Origin of the sequence: Pseudomonas sp. PDM01 (assembly GCF_014852325.1) — a bacterium.
GTDB lineage: Bacteria > Pseudomonadota > Gammaproteobacteria > Pseudomonadales > Pseudomonadaceae > Aquipseudomonas > Aquipseudomonas migulae.
The window spans coordinates 669565-691874 of sequence record NZ_JACVBK010000002.1 but is presented as its reverse complement, the minus strand read 5'-3'; the positions used below and the strand labels follow the sequence as shown (position 1 = coordinate 691874).

At 60.3% G+C, this 22310-nt stretch carries 19 protein-coding genes; 8 read left to right on the top strand and 11 right to left on the bottom strand.

Annotation, left to right across the window (positions count from 1 at the left end; translation table 11 throughout):
* The first annotated feature begins 47 nt into the window (after nucleotides 1-47).
* From pqqF to IB246_RS07680, 7 genes are all read left to right on the top strand, one after another.
* Nucleotides 48-2474 (top strand): pyrroloquinoline quinone biosynthesis protein PqqF, encoded by a 2427-nt coding sequence (gene pqqF, locus IB246_RS07710; protein WP_008035933.1) that lies wholly within the window; start codon nucleotides 48-50, stop codon nucleotides 2472-2474.
* Between the two features lie 155 nt (nucleotides 2475-2629).
* Complete coding sequence (pqqA, locus tag IB246_RS07705) at nucleotides 2630-2704, top strand: pyrroloquinoline quinone precursor peptide PqqA (protein ID WP_009045898.1); 75 nt, start codon at nucleotides 2630-2632, stop codon at nucleotides 2702-2704.
* Between the two features lie 72 nt (nucleotides 2705-2776).
* Nucleotides 2777-3688 carry a pyrroloquinoline quinone biosynthesis protein PqqB gene (gene pqqB / locus IB246_RS07700; protein WP_008035931.1) on the top strand — a complete coding sequence of 304 codons (912 nt, stop codon included), beginning with the start codon at nucleotides 2777-2779 and terminating at the stop codon, nucleotides 3686-3688.
* A 128-nt stretch (nucleotides 3689-3816) separates the two neighbouring features.
* Nucleotides 3817-4569 (top strand): pyrroloquinoline-quinone synthase PqqC, encoded by a 753-nt coding sequence (pqqC, locus tag IB246_RS07695; RefSeq protein WP_008035929.1) that lies wholly within the window; start codon nucleotides 3817-3819, stop codon nucleotides 4567-4569.
* Complete coding sequence (gene pqqD, locus IB246_RS07690) at nucleotides 4566-4841, top strand: pyrroloquinoline quinone biosynthesis peptide chaperone PqqD (protein ID WP_008024193.1); 276 nt, start codon at nucleotides 4566-4568, stop codon at nucleotides 4839-4841. Before pqqC ends, pqqD begins: the two co-directional genes overlap by 4 nt.
* Nucleotides 4813-5988: a pyrroloquinoline quinone biosynthesis protein PqqE gene (pqqE, locus tag IB246_RS07685; RefSeq protein WP_008035918.1), complete on the top strand. Its 1176-nt coding sequence runs from the start codon at nucleotides 4813-4815 to the stop codon at nucleotides 5986-5988. The genes pqqD and pqqE overlap by 29 nt, the downstream gene beginning before the upstream one ends.
* Nucleotides 5954-7780 (top strand): S9 family peptidase, encoded by a 1827-nt coding sequence (locus tag IB246_RS07680; RefSeq protein WP_008035917.1) that lies wholly within the window; start codon nucleotides 5954-5956, stop codon nucleotides 7778-7780. The genes pqqE and IB246_RS07680 overlap by 35 nt, the downstream gene beginning before the upstream one ends.
* Nucleotides 7781-7892: 112 nt before the next feature.
* On the opposite strand, the gene IB246_RS07675 is transcribed toward IB246_RS07680, so the two are convergent.
* Nucleotides 7893-8051, bottom strand: a complete 159-nt coding sequence (locus tag IB246_RS07675) for a YqaE/Pmp3 family membrane protein (RefSeq protein WP_008035914.1) — start codon at nucleotides 8049-8051, stop codon at nucleotides 7893-7895.
* A gap of 208 nt (nucleotides 8052-8259) precedes the next feature.
* Nucleotides 8260-9543, bottom strand: coding sequence for an aspartate aminotransferase family protein (locus tag IB246_RS07670; protein WP_008035913.1), 1284 nt, complete (start codon nucleotides 9541-9543; stop codon nucleotides 8260-8262).
* A 169-nt stretch (nucleotides 9544-9712) separates the two neighbouring features.
* Between IB246_RS07670 and IB246_RS07665 the strand changes: the two genes are divergently transcribed.
* Nucleotides 9713-10633: a LysR family transcriptional regulator gene (locus IB246_RS07665; RefSeq protein WP_008024202.1), complete on the top strand. Its 921-nt coding sequence runs from the start codon at nucleotides 9713-9715 to the stop codon at nucleotides 10631-10633.
* Between the two features lie 227 nt (nucleotides 10634-10860).
* Here the strand turns inward: IB246_RS07665 and IB246_RS07660 are convergent, their stop codons facing one another.
* The 9 genes from IB246_RS07660 to bioF form a co-directional block, all read right to left on the bottom strand.
* Nucleotides 10861-12639: an acyl-CoA dehydrogenase C-terminal domain-containing protein gene (locus IB246_RS07660; RefSeq protein ID WP_008024204.1), complete on the bottom strand. Its 1779-nt coding sequence runs from the start codon at nucleotides 12637-12639 to the stop codon at nucleotides 10861-10863.
* A gap of 266 nt (nucleotides 12640-12905) precedes the next feature.
* Complete coding sequence (locus tag IB246_RS07655; protein WP_008035910.1) at nucleotides 12906-14702, bottom strand: acyl-CoA dehydrogenase C-terminal domain-containing protein; 1797 nt, start codon at nucleotides 14700-14702, stop codon at nucleotides 12906-12908.
* Nucleotides 14703-14792: 90 nt separating this feature from the next.
* On the bottom strand, nucleotides 14793-16079 hold the full coding sequence (locus IB246_RS07650; RefSeq protein ID WP_008035909.1) for a GGDEF domain-containing protein: 1287 nt from the start codon (nucleotides 16077-16079) through the stop codon (nucleotides 14793-14795).
* A 275-nt stretch (nucleotides 16080-16354) separates the two neighbouring features.
* Nucleotides 16355-18160 carry a phenylacyl-CoA dehydrogenase gene (locus IB246_RS07645; protein ID WP_008024212.1) on the bottom strand — a complete coding sequence of 602 codons (1806 nt, stop codon included), beginning with the start codon at nucleotides 18158-18160 and terminating at the stop codon, nucleotides 16355-16357.
* A gap of 278 nt (nucleotides 18161-18438) precedes the next feature.
* A complete protein-coding gene (locus IB246_RS07640) occupies nucleotides 18439-18735 on the bottom strand; it encodes a hypothetical protein (RefSeq protein ID WP_008024213.1) in 297 nt (98 codons plus the stop codon).
* A 120-nt stretch (nucleotides 18736-18855) separates the two neighbouring features.
* Complete coding sequence (gene bioD, locus IB246_RS07635; RefSeq protein WP_008035906.1) at nucleotides 18856-19536, bottom strand: dethiobiotin synthase; 681 nt, start codon at nucleotides 19534-19536, stop codon at nucleotides 18856-18858.
* The gene (gene bioC, locus IB246_RS07630; protein WP_008035904.1) at nucleotides 19533-20345 is read right to left on the bottom strand and encodes a malonyl-ACP O-methyltransferase BioC; all 813 of its coding nucleotides are present in this window, start codon (nucleotides 20343-20345) and stop codon (nucleotides 19533-19535) included. The genes bioD and bioC overlap by 4 nt, the downstream gene beginning before the upstream one ends.
* Nucleotides 20338-21069, bottom strand: a complete 732-nt coding sequence (locus IB246_RS07625) for an alpha/beta fold hydrolase (RefSeq protein WP_008035901.1) — start codon at nucleotides 21067-21069, stop codon at nucleotides 20338-20340. Before IB246_RS07625 ends, bioC begins: the two co-directional genes overlap by 8 nt.
* Nucleotides 21062-22240: an 8-amino-7-oxononanoate synthase gene (gene bioF, locus IB246_RS07620; protein WP_008035899.1), complete on the bottom strand. Its 1179-nt coding sequence runs from the start codon at nucleotides 22238-22240 to the stop codon at nucleotides 21062-21064. The genes IB246_RS07625 and bioF overlap by 8 nt, the downstream gene beginning before the upstream one ends.
* Between the last annotated feature and the right edge of the window lie 70 nt (nucleotides 22241-22310).

Genomic DNA, 22310 nt, shown 5'->3' with positions numbered 1-22310 from the left:
ACCCAGTAATCCGCTAGCATTAGCGCTTCCCTGTTCTGGAAGTGCTCATGCCTGCGCTGAATCCCCCTCGCCCTCACACTGAAACCCTGGCCAACGGCCTGCGGGTGACGCTGCGTCATGCCCCGAATCTGAAGCGTTGTGCGGCCGCGTTGCGGGTCGCTGCGGGCAGTCATGACGTGCCATTGGCATGGCCAGGCCTGGCGCATTTTCTTGAGCACCTGCTGTTTCTCGGTACCGAGCGTTTTCCTGCGGAACAAGGGCTGATGGCCTACGTACAAGGCCATGGCGGGCAGGTGAATGCACGGACCAGCGAGCGCACCACCGACTTCTTTTTCGAATTGCCGCCTCAAGTTTTCAACGGAGGACTGCAGCGTCTGTCAGACATGCTCGCTCATCCGCGTATGAATCTGGACGATCAGTTGCGGGAACGGGAAGTGCTGCACGCGGAGTTTGTCGCCTGGTCGCAGGATCCTACGGCACAGCAACAACTGGCGTTGTTCGATGGGCTTTCGCCGACTCATCCGTTGCGCGGCTTTCATGCCGGCAACCGCGACAGCCTGCCCGTGCAGCAACCGGAGTTTCAGCAAGCGCTGCAGGATTTCCATCAGCGGTTTTATCAGACCGGACAGATGACGCTGAGCCTGGCCGGCCCGCAAAGTATCGAAGAGCTGAAGCAAATGGCGCTGAAGTTCGGCGCAGTGATTTCCCTGGGAGAAAACCTCCCGCAACAGGCTCCTGTGCCGCTGATGGAATCTTCAGTCGCAAGTTATCAACAGGCTGGCGAGCGTCGGCAGGATCTGCTGTTTACCTTCGAAGCACTGCCCAACTCGTCGACCGAAGCATTGGCGTTTCTGTGCCATTGGTTGAACGCCGCAAAACCCGGCGGGCTGCTGACTGTATTGCGCGAATGCGGTTTGGCTGAGCATCTGAATGCCAAGCCGCTGTATCAATTTGCCGGACAGGCCGTGCTGCACGTTGAATTCACAACGACCGCGTCGGCGAGCATCCTGAGCGAGAAGCTCCTGGATTGGCTGGGCTTTTTTGCTGCTCAACAAGATTGGGCCCTTCTGCGTGACGAGTACGCTGCCGTGCTTCAGCGCCAGCAACAAGTCAGCAGTGCTATGCAGCTGGCCCGACTCGACAGCGAACAGCTTGAAACCGGGTTATCCGAGCAAGGCGTTGTAGCGCTCAAGGACATCCTGAAGAAAATCGGCGCTGTGGATAACTTCAGCGGTGAATGGCAACTGCCGACACCGAATCCGTTCTTGCGCACCGAGGCGCCACCCTCAAATGCCGGACTGATTCGCGGCCAGACCAGCAAACACCGTGGCCTGCGGACATTCGCGCAGGACCGCTCGCGCAGCCGTCGCGAAAAATCGCCGATGCAATTCAGCCTAGCCCTGCCGGACAACAGCGCTGAAGGCGCGATTTATCTGCGCTGGCGATTAGAGTCCAGACCTCAACCCCGCCATCAGCAGGGTCTGGAAAATCGCCTGCAGCCGCTGCGCGAGGATGCCCGTCAGGCAGGCGTCGACTTTTCCTTCAGCGCTTCTGGAAATGAATGGTTGCTGAAAATGACGGGGCTGCAAGAGTCGATGCCGACCGTCCTCGAACATGCGCTGAAAGAGCTGACAAACCCTGACACCGGTTTCTCACAGGAAGAACCGAAAAGCACCGCGTTGATACCGATTAAACAACTGCTGAAAGCGCTGCCTGATCATTGCCTTGAGCAAAGCTCAGTCGCTGATGACTTGCAGCAGCTGTGGTCGACGGCGCGCTGGGAAGGCCTGGCAATCGGGTTGTCGGCACAGACTCAAGCAGCGATGGGGTTCGCCCTGAGTCGCGTGCCCGGCATTGCGGACACTCATTCGTCGTCGCCGTCCTCGATCAACGGGCAGCGTCTGTGGACCGCCCTCGACACCGGTTCCAGCGAACACGCGCTGTTGCTGTTCTGTCCGACGGCCACGCAGGAAATCTCTGACGAAGCTGCGTGGCGTTTGCTCGCGCATATTTGTCAGACACCGTTCTACCAGCGTCTTCGTGTTGAGTTGCAACTGGGTTATGCGGTGTTCAGTGCGCTGCGTCAGGTCCATGGGCAGACGGGTGTTCTGTTCGGCGTGCAATCACCGAGCGTCGCCCCTCTAAACCTGCTGCAACACATGGAAGACTTTCTGAACGACGTGCCCGCAATGATCAACGGCATCGACGAGGCGACCTTCGTTGCCCAGCGTCAGGCCTTGGCCGATCAATTCCAGATCGCTGCGTTGCCCGTCGCCCAGGCCGCCGAACTGCTCTGGCAGGGCAAGCTGGCCGGCCACTCGTCGGATTATCTGACGCAGCTTCCCCAAGCCATTCTGGACATCGATCGTTCTGCCCTGCGCGCCGCCGCACAACGCCTGATCAATGCCGAGGGCGGCTGGCGCGGGCTGGCCAGCAGTTCGCAGCCGGAGGCGCCTTGGCAAGTGGCAAAATGATCATTACCGCTGGTGCAATTAGCTTTTTCCGAGATTGCAGGCCAATCGCTCTGTAATTTTGAGTAACATAGCCACCTAACTATCTGAACATCTCCGGCTGGAGGTGGACTATATGTATAGATCTCAACCGTCCCATCACCTGAAGGAGCGCTCCCATGTCCTGGTCCAAACCTGCTTACACCGACCTGCGTATCGGCTTTGAAGTCACCATGTACTTCGCAAGCCGCTAAGCTTGTCCTGCCGTTCAGCGCCTCGGTTTGCCGAGGCGTTTTTATTTTCAGCGTTGAAATGATGGAGCACCCATGTTTGTCCAGATTCTAGGTTCCGCCGCCGGCGGCGGTTTCCCCCAGTGGAACTGCAACTGCGTGAACTGCGCAGGTTTTCGCGACGGGAGCCTGAACGCCAAGGCGCGGACCCAGTCGTCCATCGCGATTTCCGATGACGGCGTGAACTGGGTGCTGTGCAACGCCTCGCCGGACATCCGCGCCCAGCTCCAGAATTTTGCCCCGATGCAACCGGGCCGCGCCCTGCGCGATACCGGTATCAGCGCGATCATCCTGATGGACAGCCAGATCGACCACACCACCGGCCTGCTCAGCCTGCGCGAGGGTTGCCCGCACAACGTCTGGTGCACCGACATGGTCCATGAAGACCTGAGCACCGGTTTCCCGCTGTTTACCATGCTGACCCACTGGAACGGCGGGCTGAACTGGAACCGCATCGAACTCGACTGCAGCTTCACCATCCCGACCTGCCCGAGTCTGCGTTTCACTCCACTGCCACTACGCAGTGCCGCGCCACCGTATTCGCCGCACCGTTTCGACCCGCATCCGGGCGACAACATCGGGTTGATCATTGAAGACCTGAACACCGACGGCAAGCTGTTCTACGCGCCGGGCCTGGGCAAGGTCGACGCGCCGCTGCTGGAGATCATGGCCGGCAGCGACTGCCTGCTGGTGGACGGCACGATGTGGGACGACGACGAAATGCAGCGCCGTGGTGTCGGCACCCGCACCGGTCGGGAAATGGGCCATCTGGCGCAGAACGGCCCCGGCGGTATGCTGGAAGTGCTGGAACAGTTGCCCAAGCAGCGCAAGGTGCTTATCCACATCAACAACACCAACCCGATCCTCGATGAGGATTCGCCGGAGCGCGCCGAGCTGGTTCGGCGGGATGTTGAAGTGGCGTATGACGGCATGAGTATTGTGTTGTAGCGGATGGCCTCTTCGCGGGCAAGCCTCGCTCCTACAGATTCGGCGCTATCCCTGTAGGAGCGAGGCTTGCCCGCGAAGGCGTCCGAACAGACACAACAGAATCCACCGGTTGTTCCCCGGAGACCGAAATGACTGACACCCCACTGTCCCCCGCCGAATTCGAAACCGCCCTGCGCGCCAAGGGCGCCTATTACCATATCCATCACCCCTATCACGTGGCGATGTACGAAGGCCGGGCGACCCGCGAGCAGATCCAGGGCTGGGTCGCCAACCGCTTCTACTATCAGGTGAACATCCCCCTGAAGGACGCCGCGATTCTGGCCAACTGCCCGGACCGGGAAATCCGTCGCGAGTGGATTCAACGCCTGCTCGACCATGACGGCGCCCCCGGTGAAGACGGCGGCATCGAAGCGTGGCTGCGTCTGGGACAGGCCGTCGGCCTCGACCCGGACCAACTGCGCTCGCAGGAACTGGTGTTGCCCGGCGTGCGTTTCGCCGTGGACGCCTACGTCAACTTCGCCCGCCGGGCCAGTTGGCAGGAAGCCGCCAGCAGCTCATTGACCGAGCTGTTCGCGCCGCAGATCCACCAGTCGCGCCTCGACAGCTGGCCGCAGCATTACCCATGGATCGACCCGGCCGGTTACGAATATTTCCGCACCCGTCTGGGCCAGGCGCGCCGCGATGTCGAACACGGTCTGGCGATCACCTTGCAGCACTACACGACGCGTGAAGGACAGGAGCGCATGCTGGAAATTCTCCAGTTCAAACTGGACATTCTTTGGAGCATGCTCGATGCCATGAGCATGGCCTACGAACTGAAACGCCCGCCGTATCACAGCGTGACCGAGCAACGGGTCTGGCACAAAGGAATCAGCTTATGAGTTTTGATCGCAGCAAGACCCCAACCTGGCGTCCAGGCTACCGGTTCCAGTACGAACCGGCGCAGAAAGGCCATGTGCTGCTGTACCCGGAAGGCATGATCAAACTGAATGAAAGCGCCGCGCTGATCGGCGGTTTGATCGACGGCGAACGTGACGTCGCGGCGATCATCGCCGAACTCGACGCGCAGTTCCCTGGCGTGCCGGAGCTCGGTGATGACATCGAGCAATTCATGGAGGTCGCCCGTGCTCAGCACTGGATCGAACTTGCCTGATTCCGTGTCGGACAAGTTACCGCCCAAACCGGAAATCGGCCTGCCGCTGTGGCTGCTGGCCGAACTGACCTACCGCTGCCCGCTGCAATGCCCGTACTGCTCCAATCCACTGGATTTCGCCGAGCAAGGCAAAGAGCTGAGCACCGAGCAGTGGATCAAGGTGTTCCGCGAAGCACGGGAAATGGGCGCGGCGCAGCTGGGCTTTTCCGGCGGTGAACCGCTGGTGCGCCAGGACCTCGCCGAACTGATTGCCGAGGCGCGCAAGTTGGGTTTCTACACCAACCTGATCACCTCCGGCATCGGCCTCACCGAGCAGAAAATCAGCGACTTCAAGAAGGCCGGCCTGGACCATATCCAGATCAGCTTCCAGGCCAGCGACGAGCAGGTGAACAACTTGCTGGCCGGGTCGAAAAAGGCCTTCGCGCAGAAGCTGGAAATGGCTCGCGCAGTGAAAGCACATGGTTATCCGATGGTGCTGAATTTCGTCACCCATCGGCACAACATCGACAAGATCGACCGGATCATCGAGCTGTGCATCGCCCTTGAGGCGGACTTCGTCGAACTCGCCACGTGCCAGTTCTACGGTTGGGCGCAGCTCAATCGGGTCGGACTGCTGCCGACCAAGGAACAACTGGTCCGGGCCGAACGCATCACCAACGAATACCGCGCAAAACTGGAAGCCGAAGGGCATCCGTGCAAGCTGATTTTCGTCACGCCGGACTATTACGAAGAACGCCCGAAAGCCTGCATGAATGGCTGGGGCAGTATTTTTCTGACAGTAACCCCGGACGGAACCGCGCTGCCGTGTCACGGCGCCCGACAGATGCCGGTGCAGTTTCCTAACGTGCGCGACCACAGCATGCAGCACATCTGGTACGACTCGTTTGGCTTCAACCGCTTTCGCGGTTACGACTGGATGCCCGAGCCTTGCCGCTCGTGCGACGAGAAAGAAAAGGACTTCGGTGGCTGCCGCTGCCAGGCCTTCATGCTCACCGGTGACGCCAGCAACGCCGACCCGGTGTGCAGCAAGTCGGAACATCACGGCGTGATTATCAAGGCCCGCGAAGAAGCCGAGCACGCGACCCAGACCATCGAACAACTGGCCTTTCGCAATGAACGAAACTCACGACTCATCGCAAAAAGCTGAACCCTTCAGCGCCGCCAAAGCGGTCGCTGCCGGTGTCGACTTTGCCGAACTGCAGGTTGGCCAGCATGGCCTGTTCTGGAACGAGTACCGTCCCGAGGACGCCGCTTGTCGAATCTGGCATTGGCGTGATGGCCAGGCCCATTGCCTGACGCCAATGGGTTTCAGCGTGCGCAGTCGGGTGTACGAATATGGCGGCGGAGCGTTCTGTCTGACAGATGACGGGTTGGTTTTCGTCAACGAGGCGGATCAGCAGCTGTATCGCCAATCGCTCAAAGGCGAAACGCCCGAAGCGCTGACGTCCGGTGAATGCCGCTACGGCGATCTGCAATTTGCCAATGGGCAAGTGTTGGCCGTTGAAGAACATCGGGATCGGCATCGACTGGTGGCCATCGATCTGGCGGACAGCACGCGGCATCTGTTGGCCGAGGGTGCTGACTTTTATGCCTCGCCGACACTGAGCCCCGATGCTCGACGGCTGGCCTGGATCGAATGGAGCCGTCCGGACCAGCCATGGACCGCGACGCGCCTGATGGTTGCCGAGCGCCAGAGCGATGGCCGTTACGCTCAAGTGCGCTGCCTGGCGGGTGAAGATATTCAGGAGTCGTTGCAACAACCGCGATTTGATGACCGTGGCCGACTGCTTTGCCTGACGGATCGCGGCGGTTACTGGCAGCCGTGGGCGGAGTCTTCCGATGGGTTGCGCCCGTTGCCCAGCGCTGCGGCGGATCATGGACCCGCGCCCTGGCAGTTGGGTGGTTGCACTTGGCTGCCCTTGAGTGAAAACAGATATCTGGCCAGTTGGACCGAAGGCGGATTCGGCCGACTGGGCATTGGCGGTGACGCTACAGAAGATTTCACCGGGGACTACAGCCGATTCCGACATCTCGCACTGGATGAACAATTCATCTACTGCATCGCCGCTTCGCCGGTCAGTTCATCAGCCGTGATCGCCATCGACCGCAAGACCCGAGCCGTCAGGGTATTGGCCGGTGGAATCGCGCCGCTGCCCGCCGATCAGATCAGCATCGCACAAACCCTGCGCTACCCGAGCGGTTCGGGCGAGGCTCATGGTTTCTTCTACCCTGCGATGACCGGCGAAGCGAAACCGCCGCTGGTGGTATTCATCCACGGCGGCCCGACATCAGCGTGCTACCCGATGCTTGATCCGCGCATCCAGTACTGGGCACAACGCGGCTTCGCCGTGGCCGACCTCAACTACCGTGGCAGCAGCGGCTACGGCCGGGGCTATCGCCAGGCGCTGCATTTGAGTTGGGGTGAAGTGGATGTGGAAGATGCCTGCGCAGTAGTCGCCCATCTCGCCGAGCGCGGATTGATCGATGGCGACCAGGCGTTTATTCGCGGTGGCAGTGCCGGCGGCTACACCACGCTGTGTGCGTTGGCGTTCAAGAAGGTCTTTCGCGCTGGTGCCAGCCTTTACGGCGTCAGCGATCCCGTTGCCCTGGGCCGCGCAACCCACAAGTTCGAAGGCGATTACCTGGATTGGCTGATTGGCGATCCCGAGCTGGACGCCGAGCGCTACGCCGCACGCACACCCCTGCTGCATGCGAGCAACATCAGCGTGCCGGTGATTTTCTTTCAGGGCGAACTGGACGCTGTGGTCGTGCCGCAACAGACCCGCGACATGGCCGAGGCGCTGCAGCAAAACGGCATTCTGGTACAGGCGCATTATTACGCGGACGAGCGTCACGGCTTCCGCAAGGCCGGTAATCAGGCCCATGCGCTGGAGCAGGAGTGGTTGTTTTATCGGCGGGTGATGGCGCTCGAAAGCTGAAACCGTGTCGTTCCCTTCGCGGGCAAGCCACGCTCCTACAGGATCTTCAGCGTGCACAAACTCTGTGGGAGCTGGCTTGCCAGCGAATGCGATCTATCTTGCGCTGCGAACCTTAGCGCTTGGCGATGATGTACACCGCATGCACGATCCCCGGAATGTATCCGCACAACGTCAGCAGAATATTCAGCCAGAACGCGCCAGCGAAACCGACTTGCAGAAACACGCCCAGTGGCGGCAACAGAATGGCGAAGAGGATGCGAATGAAATCCATGGGGCAGCTCCTGAATTGAAGTGGGCTCACGTGAGCCACACAACCAATCGACCTGCGCCGTTCGTCAGGGTTCAGTTCGAGTCTTGGCCCACTGTCGTTGCCCGAATGAGTTCGCAGACAAAAAAAACGCCCCACGTAAAAAGAATCAAACGTGGGGCGATGCGTTATACCGCGAGACGGTTCGGGAATTCGTGTAGGGCGGTTCTGATCAGACGGCAATCCCTTTGCGGCATTGCAGTTGTGCGGTGCGCACGCGGGAAAACGCGCGGGCCAGGCGCAGGAGCATTTCGTCGATGTTGGATTTACTGACCGTGAGCGCTGGGGTGAATCGCAGGCAATCGGTTTGCGGGGCGTCGAGCAGCAAGCCTTCGTACAGCGCTGCTTTGACTACGGCGTCAGCCGAATCGTCGGACAGGGTCAGACCCCAGAGCAATCCCTGACCGCGCAGTTCGCCGTGTCCATAGCGATGAGCCAGACGTGCCAGGCCTTCGCACAAGTGCTGGCCAGTTTCCCTGACATGCTCGAGAAAGCCCTTGTCCTGCACACTATCGAGCACAGCCAGGCCAGCAGCGGTCATCAGCGCGTTGCCATGGTGAGTGCCCGTCAGCTCGCCGACGTCGAAGCAGCAGGCTTTGCCTCGCGCCAGCAGCGCCGCCAAGGGCACACCACCGCCCAGGCCTTTGCCGAGGACGACGATATCGGCTCGCACACCGTAGGACTGTTCCGCGAGTAAGGTGCCGAGTCGACCAAGACCGGTTTGCACTTCGTCGAAGATCAACAGGATGCCAAGCTCACGGCACAGGCGTTCGACACCCTTGAGGTAATCCTCGGTAGCGGGAATGACCCCGGCTTCGTTTTGGATCGGCTCAAGCATGATTGCCACGGTCCGGGCATCAACGGCGGCGTGCAGAGCGGCCAGATCATTGAACGGTACGTGGCTGAAGCCTGGAAGTTGCGGCTCGAAGCGGTTGGTCAGCCTGGAACTGTCCGACGCCGGAATCGTCCCGAGACTACGGCCATGGCAACCGTTGTTGGCCACGATGATCCGCGACGCACCGCCGCGATGTTGCTGGCCCCACTTGCGCGCCAGTTTGATCGCCGCTTCACAGGCTTCACTGCCACTGTTGAGCAGGTACGCCTGGTCACTGCCAGTGCTGACGCAGAGCCGCTCGGCGAGGTTGAGCATGCCGCGATTGTGCAGGCCGAAACCGGGGTTGATCAGCGATTGAGCTTGCGCCGTGATCGCGTTGACCAGTACCGAAGGGCTATGTCCGAGGCTATTGGCCCCGCCACCCTGGGAAAAATCCAGATAGGCGCGGTCTTCGCTGTCCCACAACCAGGAGCCCTGACCGCGCACAAAAATCTGTTTCGGCCGCTCGACACTGGGCATCAGGCACTCACTGGAAAGATTGTCACTTCTGTACGACAGGAAAGTGTCCGCGCTCAGGTCATCAAGACTGGGAGCGTTGCGTCGTAAATTGAACAAATTCATCCGAAAACACCTCGTGTGAAGTGTTTTGCCTTACCTATGTAAACACCTTCGGCGTAAACGGTAGTCATCGCGTTCTATGGCCCTGTAAGCCCTGTGAATGCGGTTAGACTAGGCTCAGGCAGGACCTTGAGCCATTTCGATTTACCAGCATTTTCAATAAGTAAAACTTATGGATTTTAAACAACTGCGTTATTTCGTCGCGGTCTACGAAGAGGGCCATGTGGGCCGGGCCGCCGAGCGGCTTTCAATCTCCCAACCGGCACTCTCCCAACAGATTCGCCAGCTCGAACAACACCTCGATGTGAGCCTGTTCGAGCGCAGCAGTAAACGCTTGCTGCCGACCCTGGCCGCACACACGCTGTACAACCACGCCCTGCCCTTGCTCGACGGCCTGCAACGGGCGCGTGAAGCATTGGGCAACTTCAAGGGACAAGCGCTGCGCACCCTGGCCATTGGCGTGCTGCAAACCGTCCACACCAGCCTGGTGCCGCAGATGCTCGAACGCGTGCGCAAGGCGCAGCCGCACCTGGTGGTGCAGATCTATGAACTGACGGGACTGGAAATCGAACGACGGCTGCTCAACGGTTCGCTGGACATCGGCATCAGTTACCTGCCGCCCCGTCAGCCGGGGCTACACGGCGTGATGCTGTACGAAGATGAACTGACACTGGTCATCCCGGCGGATCATCCGCTGCGTGAATTCAAGAAAGTCTCCATGAGTCAGGCCGCCGAGTTGCCGATGTTGCTGCTGGGTGAAGAGTTTCAGGTGCGACAGATCTGGCAGACGCAACTGGCCAGCCTGGGACGACGCCCGCAAGTGCAGGCCGAACTGAACAACATGGCGGGGATTCTCGACAGCCTGCCGCACACCCGGTTGGCGACTGTCCTGCCCGGCCGCTCGCAGAAGATGCTGGGCAATGACGAACTGCTCTGGAAGCCGCTGACCGAGCCACGGGTGCCATTGAAAGTCGGGTTGGTGTGTCGCGATGTGCAACGGCAACAAGCGTCATTGGCGTTGTTGCGGACCTTGCTTGAAGAAGTGATGAATGGCCCGAATGAAGTCCCGACAACCCTGGACGGGATGAGCTGACTACTTTTCTGCGGGCAAAAGAAAACCCCGCCGAAGCGGGGCTTTGCAGACTGTTTCCCTGACATCCATTTCACTCCGCCGTCCTGGCAGAATCCTACGTGTCCGTGTTGTTGCTTTGCGCTTCCTGCGCGACGTCCATGTGAAGTAGATTAGCCGTGGATCCAATTTGCATCTATGGGAGAAAAGCAGCACGTCATGTAAGAGAATGCTTACATGACGTTACACTGTCAGAACTGCGCCGCGTCCAGCAGGAACAGCGACTCGCTACCGGCCTTCACCGACGCACTCAACGAGTGAATACGCGGCAGCAGGCGTGCGAAATAGAACCGCGCCGTGCCCAATTTGCTCGCGTAGAAATCGTCCTGCGCTTCTTTGCCGAAGGCGGCCTTGGCCATCAGTGCCCACATGTAGGCGTAAGCCACGTAACCGAAAGTTTGCAGGTATTCGACCGAAGCCGCACCGATTTCATTCGGGTTGTTTTTCGCCCGATCCAGCAACCACGCCGTCAGTTCGTCGAGGGTGGTCACAGCATCGTTCAGCGGCTTGGTGAACTCGTCCAGCTCAGCGCTGGCCGTCGCGGTGAAGTGACGAATCTCGTCGGCGAACAGGTTGTAGAACGCCCCGCCGCTGCCAACGATCTTGCGCCCTACAAGGTCCAGCGCCTGGATGCCGTTGGTGCCTTCGTAGATCTGAGTGATGCGCACATCGCGAACCAGTTGCTCCTGGCCCCACTCACGGATGTAACCGTGGCCGCCGAAAACCTGCTGGCCGTGAACGGTGGTTTCCAGACCGAGGTCAGTCAGGAACGCCTTGGCTACCGGGGTCAGCAGCGCCACCAGGTCTTCCGCGCGTTTGCGGGTGGTCGCATCTTCGCTGAACTTGGCGGTGTCCAGTTGCATCGCCACGTAAGTCGAGAAAGCACGGCCGCCTTCGTTCGAGGCTTTCATGGTCAGCAGCATGCGACGCACGTCCGGGTGGACGATGATCGGGTCGGCCACTTTGTCCTTGTTCTGCGCGCCGGTCGGCGAACGGCTTTGCAGGCGGTCGCGGGCGTATTCAACGGCGTTCTGGTAAGAGCGCTCGCCAGAGGCCAGGCCCTGGATACCGACGCCCAGACGCTCGTAGTTCATCATGGTGAACATCGCCGCCAGGCCTTTGTTCGGCTCGCCGACCAGGTAACCCACGGCTTCGTCGAAGTTCATCACGCAAGTCGCGGAGGCCTGAATGCCCATCTTGTGTTCGATCGAACCGCAGGTCGCCGGGTTACGTGCGCCGAGGCTGCCATCGGCATTGACCATGAACTTCGGCACCAGGAACAGCGAAATGCCTTTCGGCCCCGCCGGTGCATCCGGCAGTTTGGCGAGTACCAGGTGAATGATGTTCTCGGTCAGGTCGTGTTCGCCGCCGGTGATGAAAATCTTGGTGCCGCTGACTTTGTAGGAACCGTCCGCCTGAGGCTCAGCCTTGGTGCGGATGATGCCCAGGTCTGTACCGGCGTGAGGCTCGGTCAGGCACATGGAACCGGCCCAGACGCCGGCGTACATGTTCGGCAGGTAGGCGGCTTTCAGCTCGTCGCTGGCGTGGGCGTTGATCGACAGGCAAGCACCGGCGGTCAGCATCGGGTACAAGCCGAACGACAGGCTCGCGGAGTTGACCATTTCTTCGACCTGGGCCGAAACCGCCTTGGGCATGCCCATGCCGCCGTAGGTCGGATCGCCACCGACGCCGACCCAACCGCCTTCAGCATAAGTCTGATAAGCCTGTGGGAAACCTGCCGGCGTGGTGACAGCACCGTCCGCCCAATGGCAACCTTCTTCGTCAGCCGCACGGCTCAGGGGCGCGATGCTTTTGCTGGTGACCTTGCCGGCCTCTTCAAGAATGGCTTCAACGGTTTCTGCGTCGACGGTATCGGCCAGTGCAGGCAACTCGGCCCAGAGCTTGGCGACCTCGAATACTTCATTGAGGACGAAGCGCATATCGCGCAGGGGCGCTTTGTAGTCAGCCATGGCAAACCTCGCAGGATCTTTACAGGTGATTCGTAGGAAGAGTGTTTTCGTTGGGTCCGAGTGTAACCCAACAACTTTTGCGACACATAGGGTCAGGCTGTGACCGTTTTGTAATTTTTGGTCATTGCGTTTTTGTGTCTGCCAGAACGCCTTCGCGGGCAAGCCTCGCTCCTACAGGGTTTGCGCCATTTCGATTTGGTGCATGACCTGTAGGAGCGAGCGATGCGGCGATCCGACTTGCCCGCGAAGCTATTCAAACGCAACCGCTACAGCGCAAACAACTCAGCCGGCAGCTTCATCAAGCAATCGCTACCCGCTTCGATGGCCGCGCGATGTGCGGCGGTGCGTGGCAGCAATCGCTTGAAGTAAAACTCGTTGGTCGCCAGTTTGCCCCGGCAGAAATCGGCGTCGCCGCTGCCCGCATCCAGCTGTGCCTGAGCCACCAGCGCCATGCGCAGCCACAAGTAACCGAGGATGATGTAACCGCTGTACATCAGGTAATCCACCGACGCGGCGCCCACTTCGTCCGGATTCTTCATCGCGGCCATGCCCACCTGAGTGGTCAGTTCGCCCCACTGCTGATTCAACCCGTTGAGTTGCGCCACGTAGCTGGCGAGTTGCGGATGATCGGCGTTCGCCGCGCAGAACTTGTGAACGATTTTGGTAAAACCGCGTAGCAGTTTGCCCTGGCTGCCGAGCACTTTGCGCCCGAGCAAATCCAGCGCCTGAATGCCGTTGGTGCCTTCGTAGATCGGTGCGATCCGGCAATCGCGAACCAACTGCTCCATGCCCCACTCACGAATGAAGCCGTGGCCGCCGAACACCTGCATGCCGTGGTTGGTCACTTCCAGCCCGGTGTCGGTCATGAAGGCCTTGCAGATCGGCGTCAGGAACGCCAACAGGTCTTCAGCGTCCTGCCGCGCGGCTTCATCCGGGCTCAGGTGCGCGGCATCCAGAAGTTGCGCGGTGAAGTAGGTGAGCGCGCGATTACCTTCGTTGAAGGCCTTCATGGTCAGCAACATCCGGCGCACATCAGGGTGGACGATGATTGGGTCAGCGGCTTTTTCCGGCACTTTCGGGCCGGTCAGCGAACGCATTTGCAGACGGTCATTGGCGTACTTGATCGCGCCCTGAAAACTCGCTTCCCCCAGACACAAACCCTGCATCCCGGTGCCGAGACGCGCATGGTTCATCATGGTGAACATGCAGTTCAGGCCCTTGTTCGGTTCACCGATCAGAAAGCCCTTGGCCTCGTCGAAGTTCAGCACGCAGGTGGCCGAGGCCTTGATACCCATTTTGTGTTCGATCGAGCCGCAGGAAACGCCGTTGCGCGCACCCGCCTCACCTTCGGCATCGGGTAGGAATTTAGGCACGATGAACAGCGAAATGCCCTTGGTGCCCGCAGGCGCATCCGGCAGTTTCGCCAGCACCAGGTGAATGATGTTGTCGCTCATGTCGTGTTCGCCGGCAGAGATGAAAATCTTGCTGCCGGAGATCGCGTAACTGCCATCGGCTGCCGGCACGGCGCGGGTCTTGATGATGCCCAGGTCTGTGCCGCAATGGGCTTCGGTCAGGCACATGGTGCCGGTCCATTGGCCCGCGGTGAGTTTGCTCAGGTAGGTGTTTTTCTGCTCTTCGGTGCCATGGGCGTGGATCGCCGACATCGCGCCGTGCGTCAGGCCCGGGTACATGCCCCAGGAAGTGTTGCTGGACCCGACCATCTCGCTGATGACCAGCCCCAGGGAACTCGGCAAGCCCTGGCCGCCATAAGCGGGATCGGCCGCCAGACCATGCCAGCCACCTTCGACGTATTGTGCGAAGGCTTGCTTGAAGCCTGTAGGCGTTGTCACCACGCCGTTGTCGAAATGGCAGCCCTCTTCGTCGCCGCTGCGATTGAGCGGTGCGAGCACGTTCTCGCAGAACTTCGCGCCTTCTTCGAGGATCGCATTGACCATGTCCGGGCTGGCATCCGTGGCGCCCAGTGCGGCGTAGTTGCTGTGAAAGTCGAAGACGTGGTCGATCAGAAAGCGCATGTCGCGCAGGGGAGCTTTGTACTCGGGCATGGTCATTTCTCCGGCAGCAGATTGATCAAACCTACTGCCGCCGACCACGCCTCACAATCACAGTCCAGACGCTGAATGCGCCATCATCACTCAACCCGCAGCCGCCTCGCGCACCGCACCACGACGGTTCTGACCGTAAGCCACCACGCAGTTTCGCCCGGCGCCTTTCGCGGCGTAGAGCGCCTCATCGGCGGACTTGAGCACTTTTTCCGGGTTGCGCTGTTCCACGCGTTCGGCGACGCCGATGCTGACGGTGACCGACACACTCGAAGCCCCTGATCCGGCACGACGCTGACGACCTTGCTGGTCATCCTGAGGACGGTTGTCCTGGTTACGCAGTTGAATGTTGTAGGTGGCGATGGATTCGCGGATGACTTCCAGGTGCGGCATGCACTCTTCAAGCGTCTTGCCCGCGAACACCAGCGCAAATTCCTCACCGCCGTAACGATACGCCCTACCGCCGCCGCCGATTTTCGACAGTTTGCTGGCTACCAGCCGCAGCACCTGATCGCCGACGTCGTGGCCGTGGGTGTCGTTGAATTTCTTGAAGTGGTCGACGTCGCTCATGGCCAGCACGTAATTGCGCCCCAGGCGCTGCATGCGTTCGTTCAACGCGCGGCGGCCAGGCAAACCGGTGAGCTCATCGCGGAAGGCCATTTGATAGGCTTCATGGGCAACCGCCGCGGCAATCATCAACATCACCTGGCTGCACATGATGTTCAGGGTGAACGGCAGGATGAACGTCTTCGGCAACGCCCAGAACAACCCGAGCAAACCCACCAACTGGGCGGCGTGCAAAGGTCTGGGGTTGCGCCAGTATTGCCAGCTCAGCAGCAGGAACGAGGCGATAAACACGGGGTAGGACAGCTGAATCAGGCTCATCCACGCGCCATGCAGGGCTGGCCAGCGGATTTCCGACAGCCACATCAACAGCGCCTGTGGGTAACTTTGCTCCAGGCCCAACGCCACGCTGCCGACGGCCAGCAACACTGCGAAACGCGCAATCATGTCCTGGAACAGATGGGTGCGTTCCTGCCACGCGGCGAATATGCCAAACATCAGCGGCAGCAACAGACAGCACAGGTGAAAGACCACGGCGGCGTCTTCACGCACTCTGCCGTTGTCGCGGTAATAGTCGGTCTGGGTGTCGAGCAGGTAGTAGGCGATGTACACCGTGACCATCAGAAACAGTTCACGCTGACGTCGGTAAACCGCGCAATAAGCGCCGCCGAGCAACAGCACCAACGTAGGCAGCACGTTGAACAGCGAAGTGAAGAAGACGTTCAGGTCCTTGACGTACGCAGCCGCCAGCCCCGCAAGCAAAAGCAGAAGTGAGGGTAGGAAATGACTGAAACGTACAGCGGAAGAACGCGGCAAGGGTAAAGCTCCGACCCGTCATGTCTATAGATGGCATTGTGCCCACTACTTTAACGGCAGTGACCCTGATTTTCTGAGTGATTTGCTAAGGTTTTTTTGACGCCGCATTACTGACTACTATCCGGCCAACCAGCAATTCACCGCTCCCCCATCAAAGGTCGTTACAAAAGACGGGAGAACTGCCCCCGACCGTGGTTTTTTTCACCAAAGTCGAGTTGAAAAAAAACCGCCACTCCCAAAGGAGCAGCGGTTTTTTCAGAAGGCTGCGTTAAGGCTTAGTAGCCCAGTGCGAAGTCTTCTTCTTTCATGTCCATCAGGTTGTTGGCGCCCGACAGCATGGTTGCAACGTGAGTGCGGGTACGCGGCAGGATGCGCTGGAAGTAGAAGCGCGCAGTCTGCAGCTTGGCGGTGTAGAACGCCGTTTCGGTGGTGCCGGCTGCCAGTTTCTCGGCCGCCAGACGTGCCATGTCAGCCCAGAAGTAGGCCAGGCAGGCGTAACCGGAGTACATCAGGTAGTCCACGGAAGCCGCGCCGACTTCTTCGCGGTCTTTCATGGCTGCCATACCGACCTTCATGGTCAGCTCGCCCCATTCTTTGTTGATTGCAGCCAGCGGTGCGACGAATTCCTGAACGGCTTCGTTGCCTTCGTTGGTCTGGCAGAACTTGTGGACGATCTTGGTGAAGCCTTTCAGGGCCTCGCCTTGAGTCATCAACACTTTGCGGCCCAGCAGGTCGAGTGCCTGGATGCCGGTGGTGCCTTCGTACAGCATCGAAATGCGGCTGTCGCGAACGTTCTGCTCCATGCCCCACTCGGCGATGAAGCCGTGGCCGCCGTAGATTTGCACGCCGTGGTTGGCGGATTCGAAACCGACTTCGGTCATGAAGGCTTTGGCGATTGGCGTCATGAACGCCAGCAGTGCGTCGGCTTTCTTCTTCTCTTCTTCGTCCACGCCGTACTTGACGATGTCGACTTGCTTGGCGGTGAAGTAAACCATTGCGCGGTTGCCTTCGGCGAACGCTTTCATGGTCAACAGCATGCGACGAACGTCAGGGTGCACGATGATCGGGTCGGCGGCTTTTTCCGGCGCTTTCGGGCCAGTCAGGGAGCGCATTTGCAGACGATCGCGAGCGTATTTCAGGCCGCCCTGGAAACCGATTTCGGCGTGGGCCAGGCCTTGCAGCGCGGTGCCCAGACGTGCTGTGTTCATGAAGGTGAACATGCAGTTCAGACCTTTGTTCGCCGGGCCGATCAGGAAACCGGTGGCCGCGTCGAAGTTCATCACGCAGGTGGCGTTGCCGTGGATGCCCATTTTGTGTTCCAGGGAACCACAGGACACGGCGTTGCGCGCACCGATCGAACCGTCTTCGTTCGGCATGAATTTCGGAACGATGAACAGCGAGATGCCTTTGGTGCCAGCCGGTGCATCCGGCAGGCGAGCCAGCACGATGTGGACGATGTTGTCGGCCATGTCGTGTTCACCGGCCGAGATGAAGATCTTGGTGCCGGAGACTTTGTAGGAACCGTCGGCCTGAGGTTCGGCCTTGGTGCGCAGCATGCCCAGGTCGGTGCCGCAGTGCGGTTCGGTCAGGCACATGGTGCCGGTCCATTCGCCGGAGACCAGTTTGGTCAGGTAGGCGTGTTGCTGCTCAGGCGTGCCGTGCTCGGAAATGGTGTTCATCGCGCCGTGCGACAGGCCCGGGTACATGCCCCACGACCAGTTGGCTTCGCCAACCATTTCGCTGACTGCCAGACCCAGAGACTCCGGCAGGCCCTGGCCGCCGTGCTCTACGTCGTGGGCCAGGCTTGGCCAGCCGCCTTCAACGAATTGCTTGTAGGCTTCTTTGAAACCGGTCGGGGTTTTAACGCCGGACTCGCTCCAGGTGCAGCCTTCGGTGTCACCCACGCGGTTCAGCGGAGCCAGTACCTGCTCACAAAACTTGGCGCCTTCTTCGAGAATGGCGTCAACCATGTCCGGAGTTGCGTCCGAGCAAGCCGGAAGGCTCTGATAGTGCGCTTCGTAGCCGAGCAGTTCGTCACGAACGAAGCGAATATCACGCAAGGGGGCCTTGTAGTCAGGCATAGCGATAAACCTCTGCTGATGTAACCGGGAATGAACGACCGCGTTGATTTGTTGTGACGGTCAAACAGTTGTTTGAAACATACGTTTACGCCCAAATCTTGTCAAGCGCCGATCTTTTGCCGTTCGTCTTCACTCCCCGCGCAAAGCTGCACACGCGACAACGCAACGCCGTTGACTGAGCAACACGTCCTGCAGAAAAGTTTAGTTGGGGGAGAAGGACTTACACACAAAAACGCCGCGAAGGGTCGCGGCGTTGGCAGAGCGGTTTCAGCAGATGATCAAGCGAATGTGTCGATCAGCGTACCGAGCATTTCATCGGAAGCTTTGGCAACTTTGACACCGGCCTCGACCTGAAACTTGCCCTGAGCCATCTCGACCATGTTGCTGGCGAGGTCCGACTGCTGGCTGCGATCAACCGAGCGCAGGCGATTGACCTGAGCATCGGAGGACTGACTGGTCACCGAACGCTCGACCGAATTGTTGGCAATCTGGCCGGAGGCTTGATCGACACGGTTCTGCCCCGTCTGAATAGTGCTCAGACCAGCATAAAAAGCGGTACTTCCTGAGATTTCCATGGGAGAACTCGTCCTACAAAGGGTCAACAGCGGCCATTGAACCAGACCCGCCTGCAAAAGGCCCGACAAAAACACTAATGGCACAGTGCCTTGTCATAGGTAAAACCAGTGCTTGAAACCTCAGTCCAGCAAATCCAGCTGAAGGTGTTCCGCCACCGCCTCTGCCGTCACCACCTTGAGTTTCGGCACGCGCCCCAGACACGGCGCCGGGATCCGCTCGGCCAACGTGGCCAGGTTTTCTTCAAGGCGCGCGGTCTTGGCATCGATGATGTTGGCCACCCAACCCGCCAATTGCAAACCGTCACGGGCAATCGCCTCGGCCGTCAGCAGCGCATGGTTGATGCAGCCCAGCCGTACGCCGACCACCAGAATCACCGGCAAACCCAGCGCCATGGCCAGGTCCGACAGGTTGTCCTGATCCGCCAGCGGCACGCGCCAGCCGCCAGCGCCTTCGATCAGGGTGAAATCTGCCTGGATCTCCAGAATCTGCTGCATTGGCGTCAGCAACGATTGCACCGTCAACGCGACGCCGGCCTCGCGTGCTGCCAGATGCGGAGCGATGGCCGGTTCGAAGGCCACCGGGTTGACCTGTGCATACGTCAGCGGCACCGAACATTCCGCCAGCAGCGCCAACGCATCGGCGTTGCGCAAGCCCTTGGGCGTCACGTCGCAACCGGAGGCCACCGGTTTTCCCGCCGCCGTACTCAGGCCGGCCAATCGCGCGGCATGCAGCAAACCCGCAGCCACGGTGGTCTTGCCGACATCGGTGTCAGTGCCGGTGATGAAATACGCTGCGCTCATAAGGGTTTCTCCAAAACGGCGTACACCACTTGATAAGTCGCCGGCAGGCCTTGGGCCTGACGAAACTGCTCATACGCCTCGACCAGGCCGAGGATCCGCGCCCTGCCGGTCAAACCACCCGGCCGACCGGGGTTCAGATTGTGCGCGCCCAGCGCTTTGAGTTCATGGGTCAGGCTGCGCACATCCGGGTAATGCAGCACGTGAGGACGAGTTTGCAGACTCGCGACCTTCAAACCGCTGGCCGCACACAGGTGTTGATAAACCCCGAACTCGCGGAAGCGGTTGACGTGCACCATGCCATCCACCTGACGCCAACTGTCTCGCAGCTCAAACAGTGTGCCCACGCACAGACTAGCAAACGCAAACATTCCTCCGGGTTTCAGCACGCGATGGGCCTCACTGAGCACCGACGCGAAGTCCGCGCACCATTGCACCGCCAGGCTGGAGAAAATCAAATCACAGGTCGAATCCTGCAATGGCAACCGCTCCGCATCCCCGGCGATGAAGTGCGTGGCCCCGCCCAATGGGAGCGCGTGATTGAGCATGCCTTCGGCGATGTCCAGCGCCACGCCGTGACCGCCAGGAAAACGCTCACCCAGCACACGACTGAAATGCCCGGTGCCACAGCCCAGGTCCAGCCAGCGACCAGGCACGAAATCTTCCGGCAAACGGCTCAACAACTGGCTGCCGACGTCACGCTGCAATTCGGCGACGCTGTCGTAGCTGGCCGCCGCGCGGGAAAAGGACGCCGCCACCTGGCGTTTGTCCGGCAGGCCGCCGGGCAGGCTGGGAAGGGATAAATCAGTCATCACCGGACTCATGCAAAAAGGCCTGGATCGCCCCCGCCACACCGTGAGGGTCTTCCAGAAGAAACGCGTGGCTGGCCTGTTCAATCAGACCGATTTCGACATCCGGCAGCAACGCCAGCAAGTCCCCCGCCGCTTCGGCCGGAACCAGTCCGTCAAGGCCGGCGAACAGGTGCAACTGCGGACCGCGAAAGGCCTGCAACGCCTGGCGGGTATCCAGTTGTGCCAGCAACTCCAGGCCGCTCATCAACACCGCAGCAGAGGCGTTTGGCGCACCACCGAGCAGCAGCCGCGACAGCCCGCGCGGGTCTTCGGCGCCTTGCGCGCACAGCAGCGAAAAGCGTTTCAAGGTCATGCGCGGATCGGCATTGCAGCCTGCCAGAAACGCATCAAACGTCTCGCCGGGCATCGCGCTCGGCCACTGTTCATGGGCAACAAAAGAAGGATTGCTCGCCAGGGTCAGCAAGCCGCAGCAACGATCACCGCGTCGCGCCGCCAACTCGGAGGCAAGCATGCCGCCGAGGGACCAGCCGCCAAGCCAGGCATCCTGAGGTACGGCCGAGTCGAGTTCGTCGAGCCATTCTTCAAGGTCGCTGGATTCCAAATCCGGCAACGGCTCAATCTCGACGCGCAGGTGTTCGTCCAGCCCCTGCAACGCAGCCGCCAAGGGTTCCAGCGGAGAAATCCCGAGACCCCAGCCGGGCAGCAGAATCAGGCGATTACGCATGGCTTGGCTCCGGTCCCAGTTGTTGAAAACAATCGGCCAGTCCATTTAACAATAGCTGCACCTGCGCCTCGCTGTGCGCGGCGGTCAGGGTTACCCGCAGACGGGCGCTGCCGGCGGGCACGGTCGGCGGACGAATCGCCGTGACCATCAAGCCGCGTTCGCGCATCATCTGCGACAGTCGCACCGCACGCCCGGCGTCGCCGATCATGATCGGTTGAATGGGCGTGAAGCTGTCCATCAACTCCAGGCCGATCTGCTCGGCGCCGTGGCGGAACTGACGGATCAGCGTTTTCAGATGTTCACGCCGCCAGTGTTCGCTGCGCAGCAACTCCAGGCTTTTCAGCGTCGCGCAGGCCAGGGCCGGCGGTTGGCTGGTGGTGTAAATGTAGGGACGGGCGAACTGGATCAGACTCTCGATCAGCTCTTCGCTGCCGGCGACGAACGCGCCCGCCGTCCCGAACGCCTTGCCGAGGGTGCCGACCAGCACGGGCACGTCTTCCTGGCTCAGGCCGAAATGCTCGACGATCCCGCCACCGTTGGCACCCAGCGGACCAAAACCGTGCGCGTCATCGACCATCAGCCACGCACCTTTGGCCTTGGCTTCTCGGGCCAGCGCTGGCAGGTCGGCGATATCGCCGTCCATGCTGAACACACCGTCGGTGACCACCAGCGTATTGCCGGTGGCTTTCTCGAGACGATTGGCCAGGCTCGCTGCATCGTTGTGCAGATAACGATTGAAACGCGCGCCGGACAACAAACCGGCATCGAGCAACGAGGCGTGATTGAGGCGGTCTTCGAGCACCGTATCGCCCTGCCCGACCAACGCAGTGACCGCACCGAGGTTGGCCATGTAGCCGGTGGTGAACAGCAACGCGCGCGGGCGGCCGGTCAAGTCAGCCAGCGCTTCTTCCAGCTCGTGATGTGGCGTGCTGTGGCCGATGACCAAATGCGAAGCGCCGCCGCCGACGCCCCATCGAGAAGCCCCGGCGCGCCAGGCCTCGATCACTTGCGGATGATTGGCCAGGCCCAGGTAATCGTTGTTACAGAACGCCAGCAACGGCTGGCCATCGACCATCACTTCCGGGCCCTGAGGGCTTTCGAGCAAGGGGCGTTGGCGATAGAGATTTTCGGCACGACGGGCAGCAAGGCGTGCGGCGAGATCGAAAGACATGCAGGCCTCGCAAGTAAGGAAAACATACATAACCTGTAGGAGCGAGGCTTGCCCGCGAAGGGAACGCCGC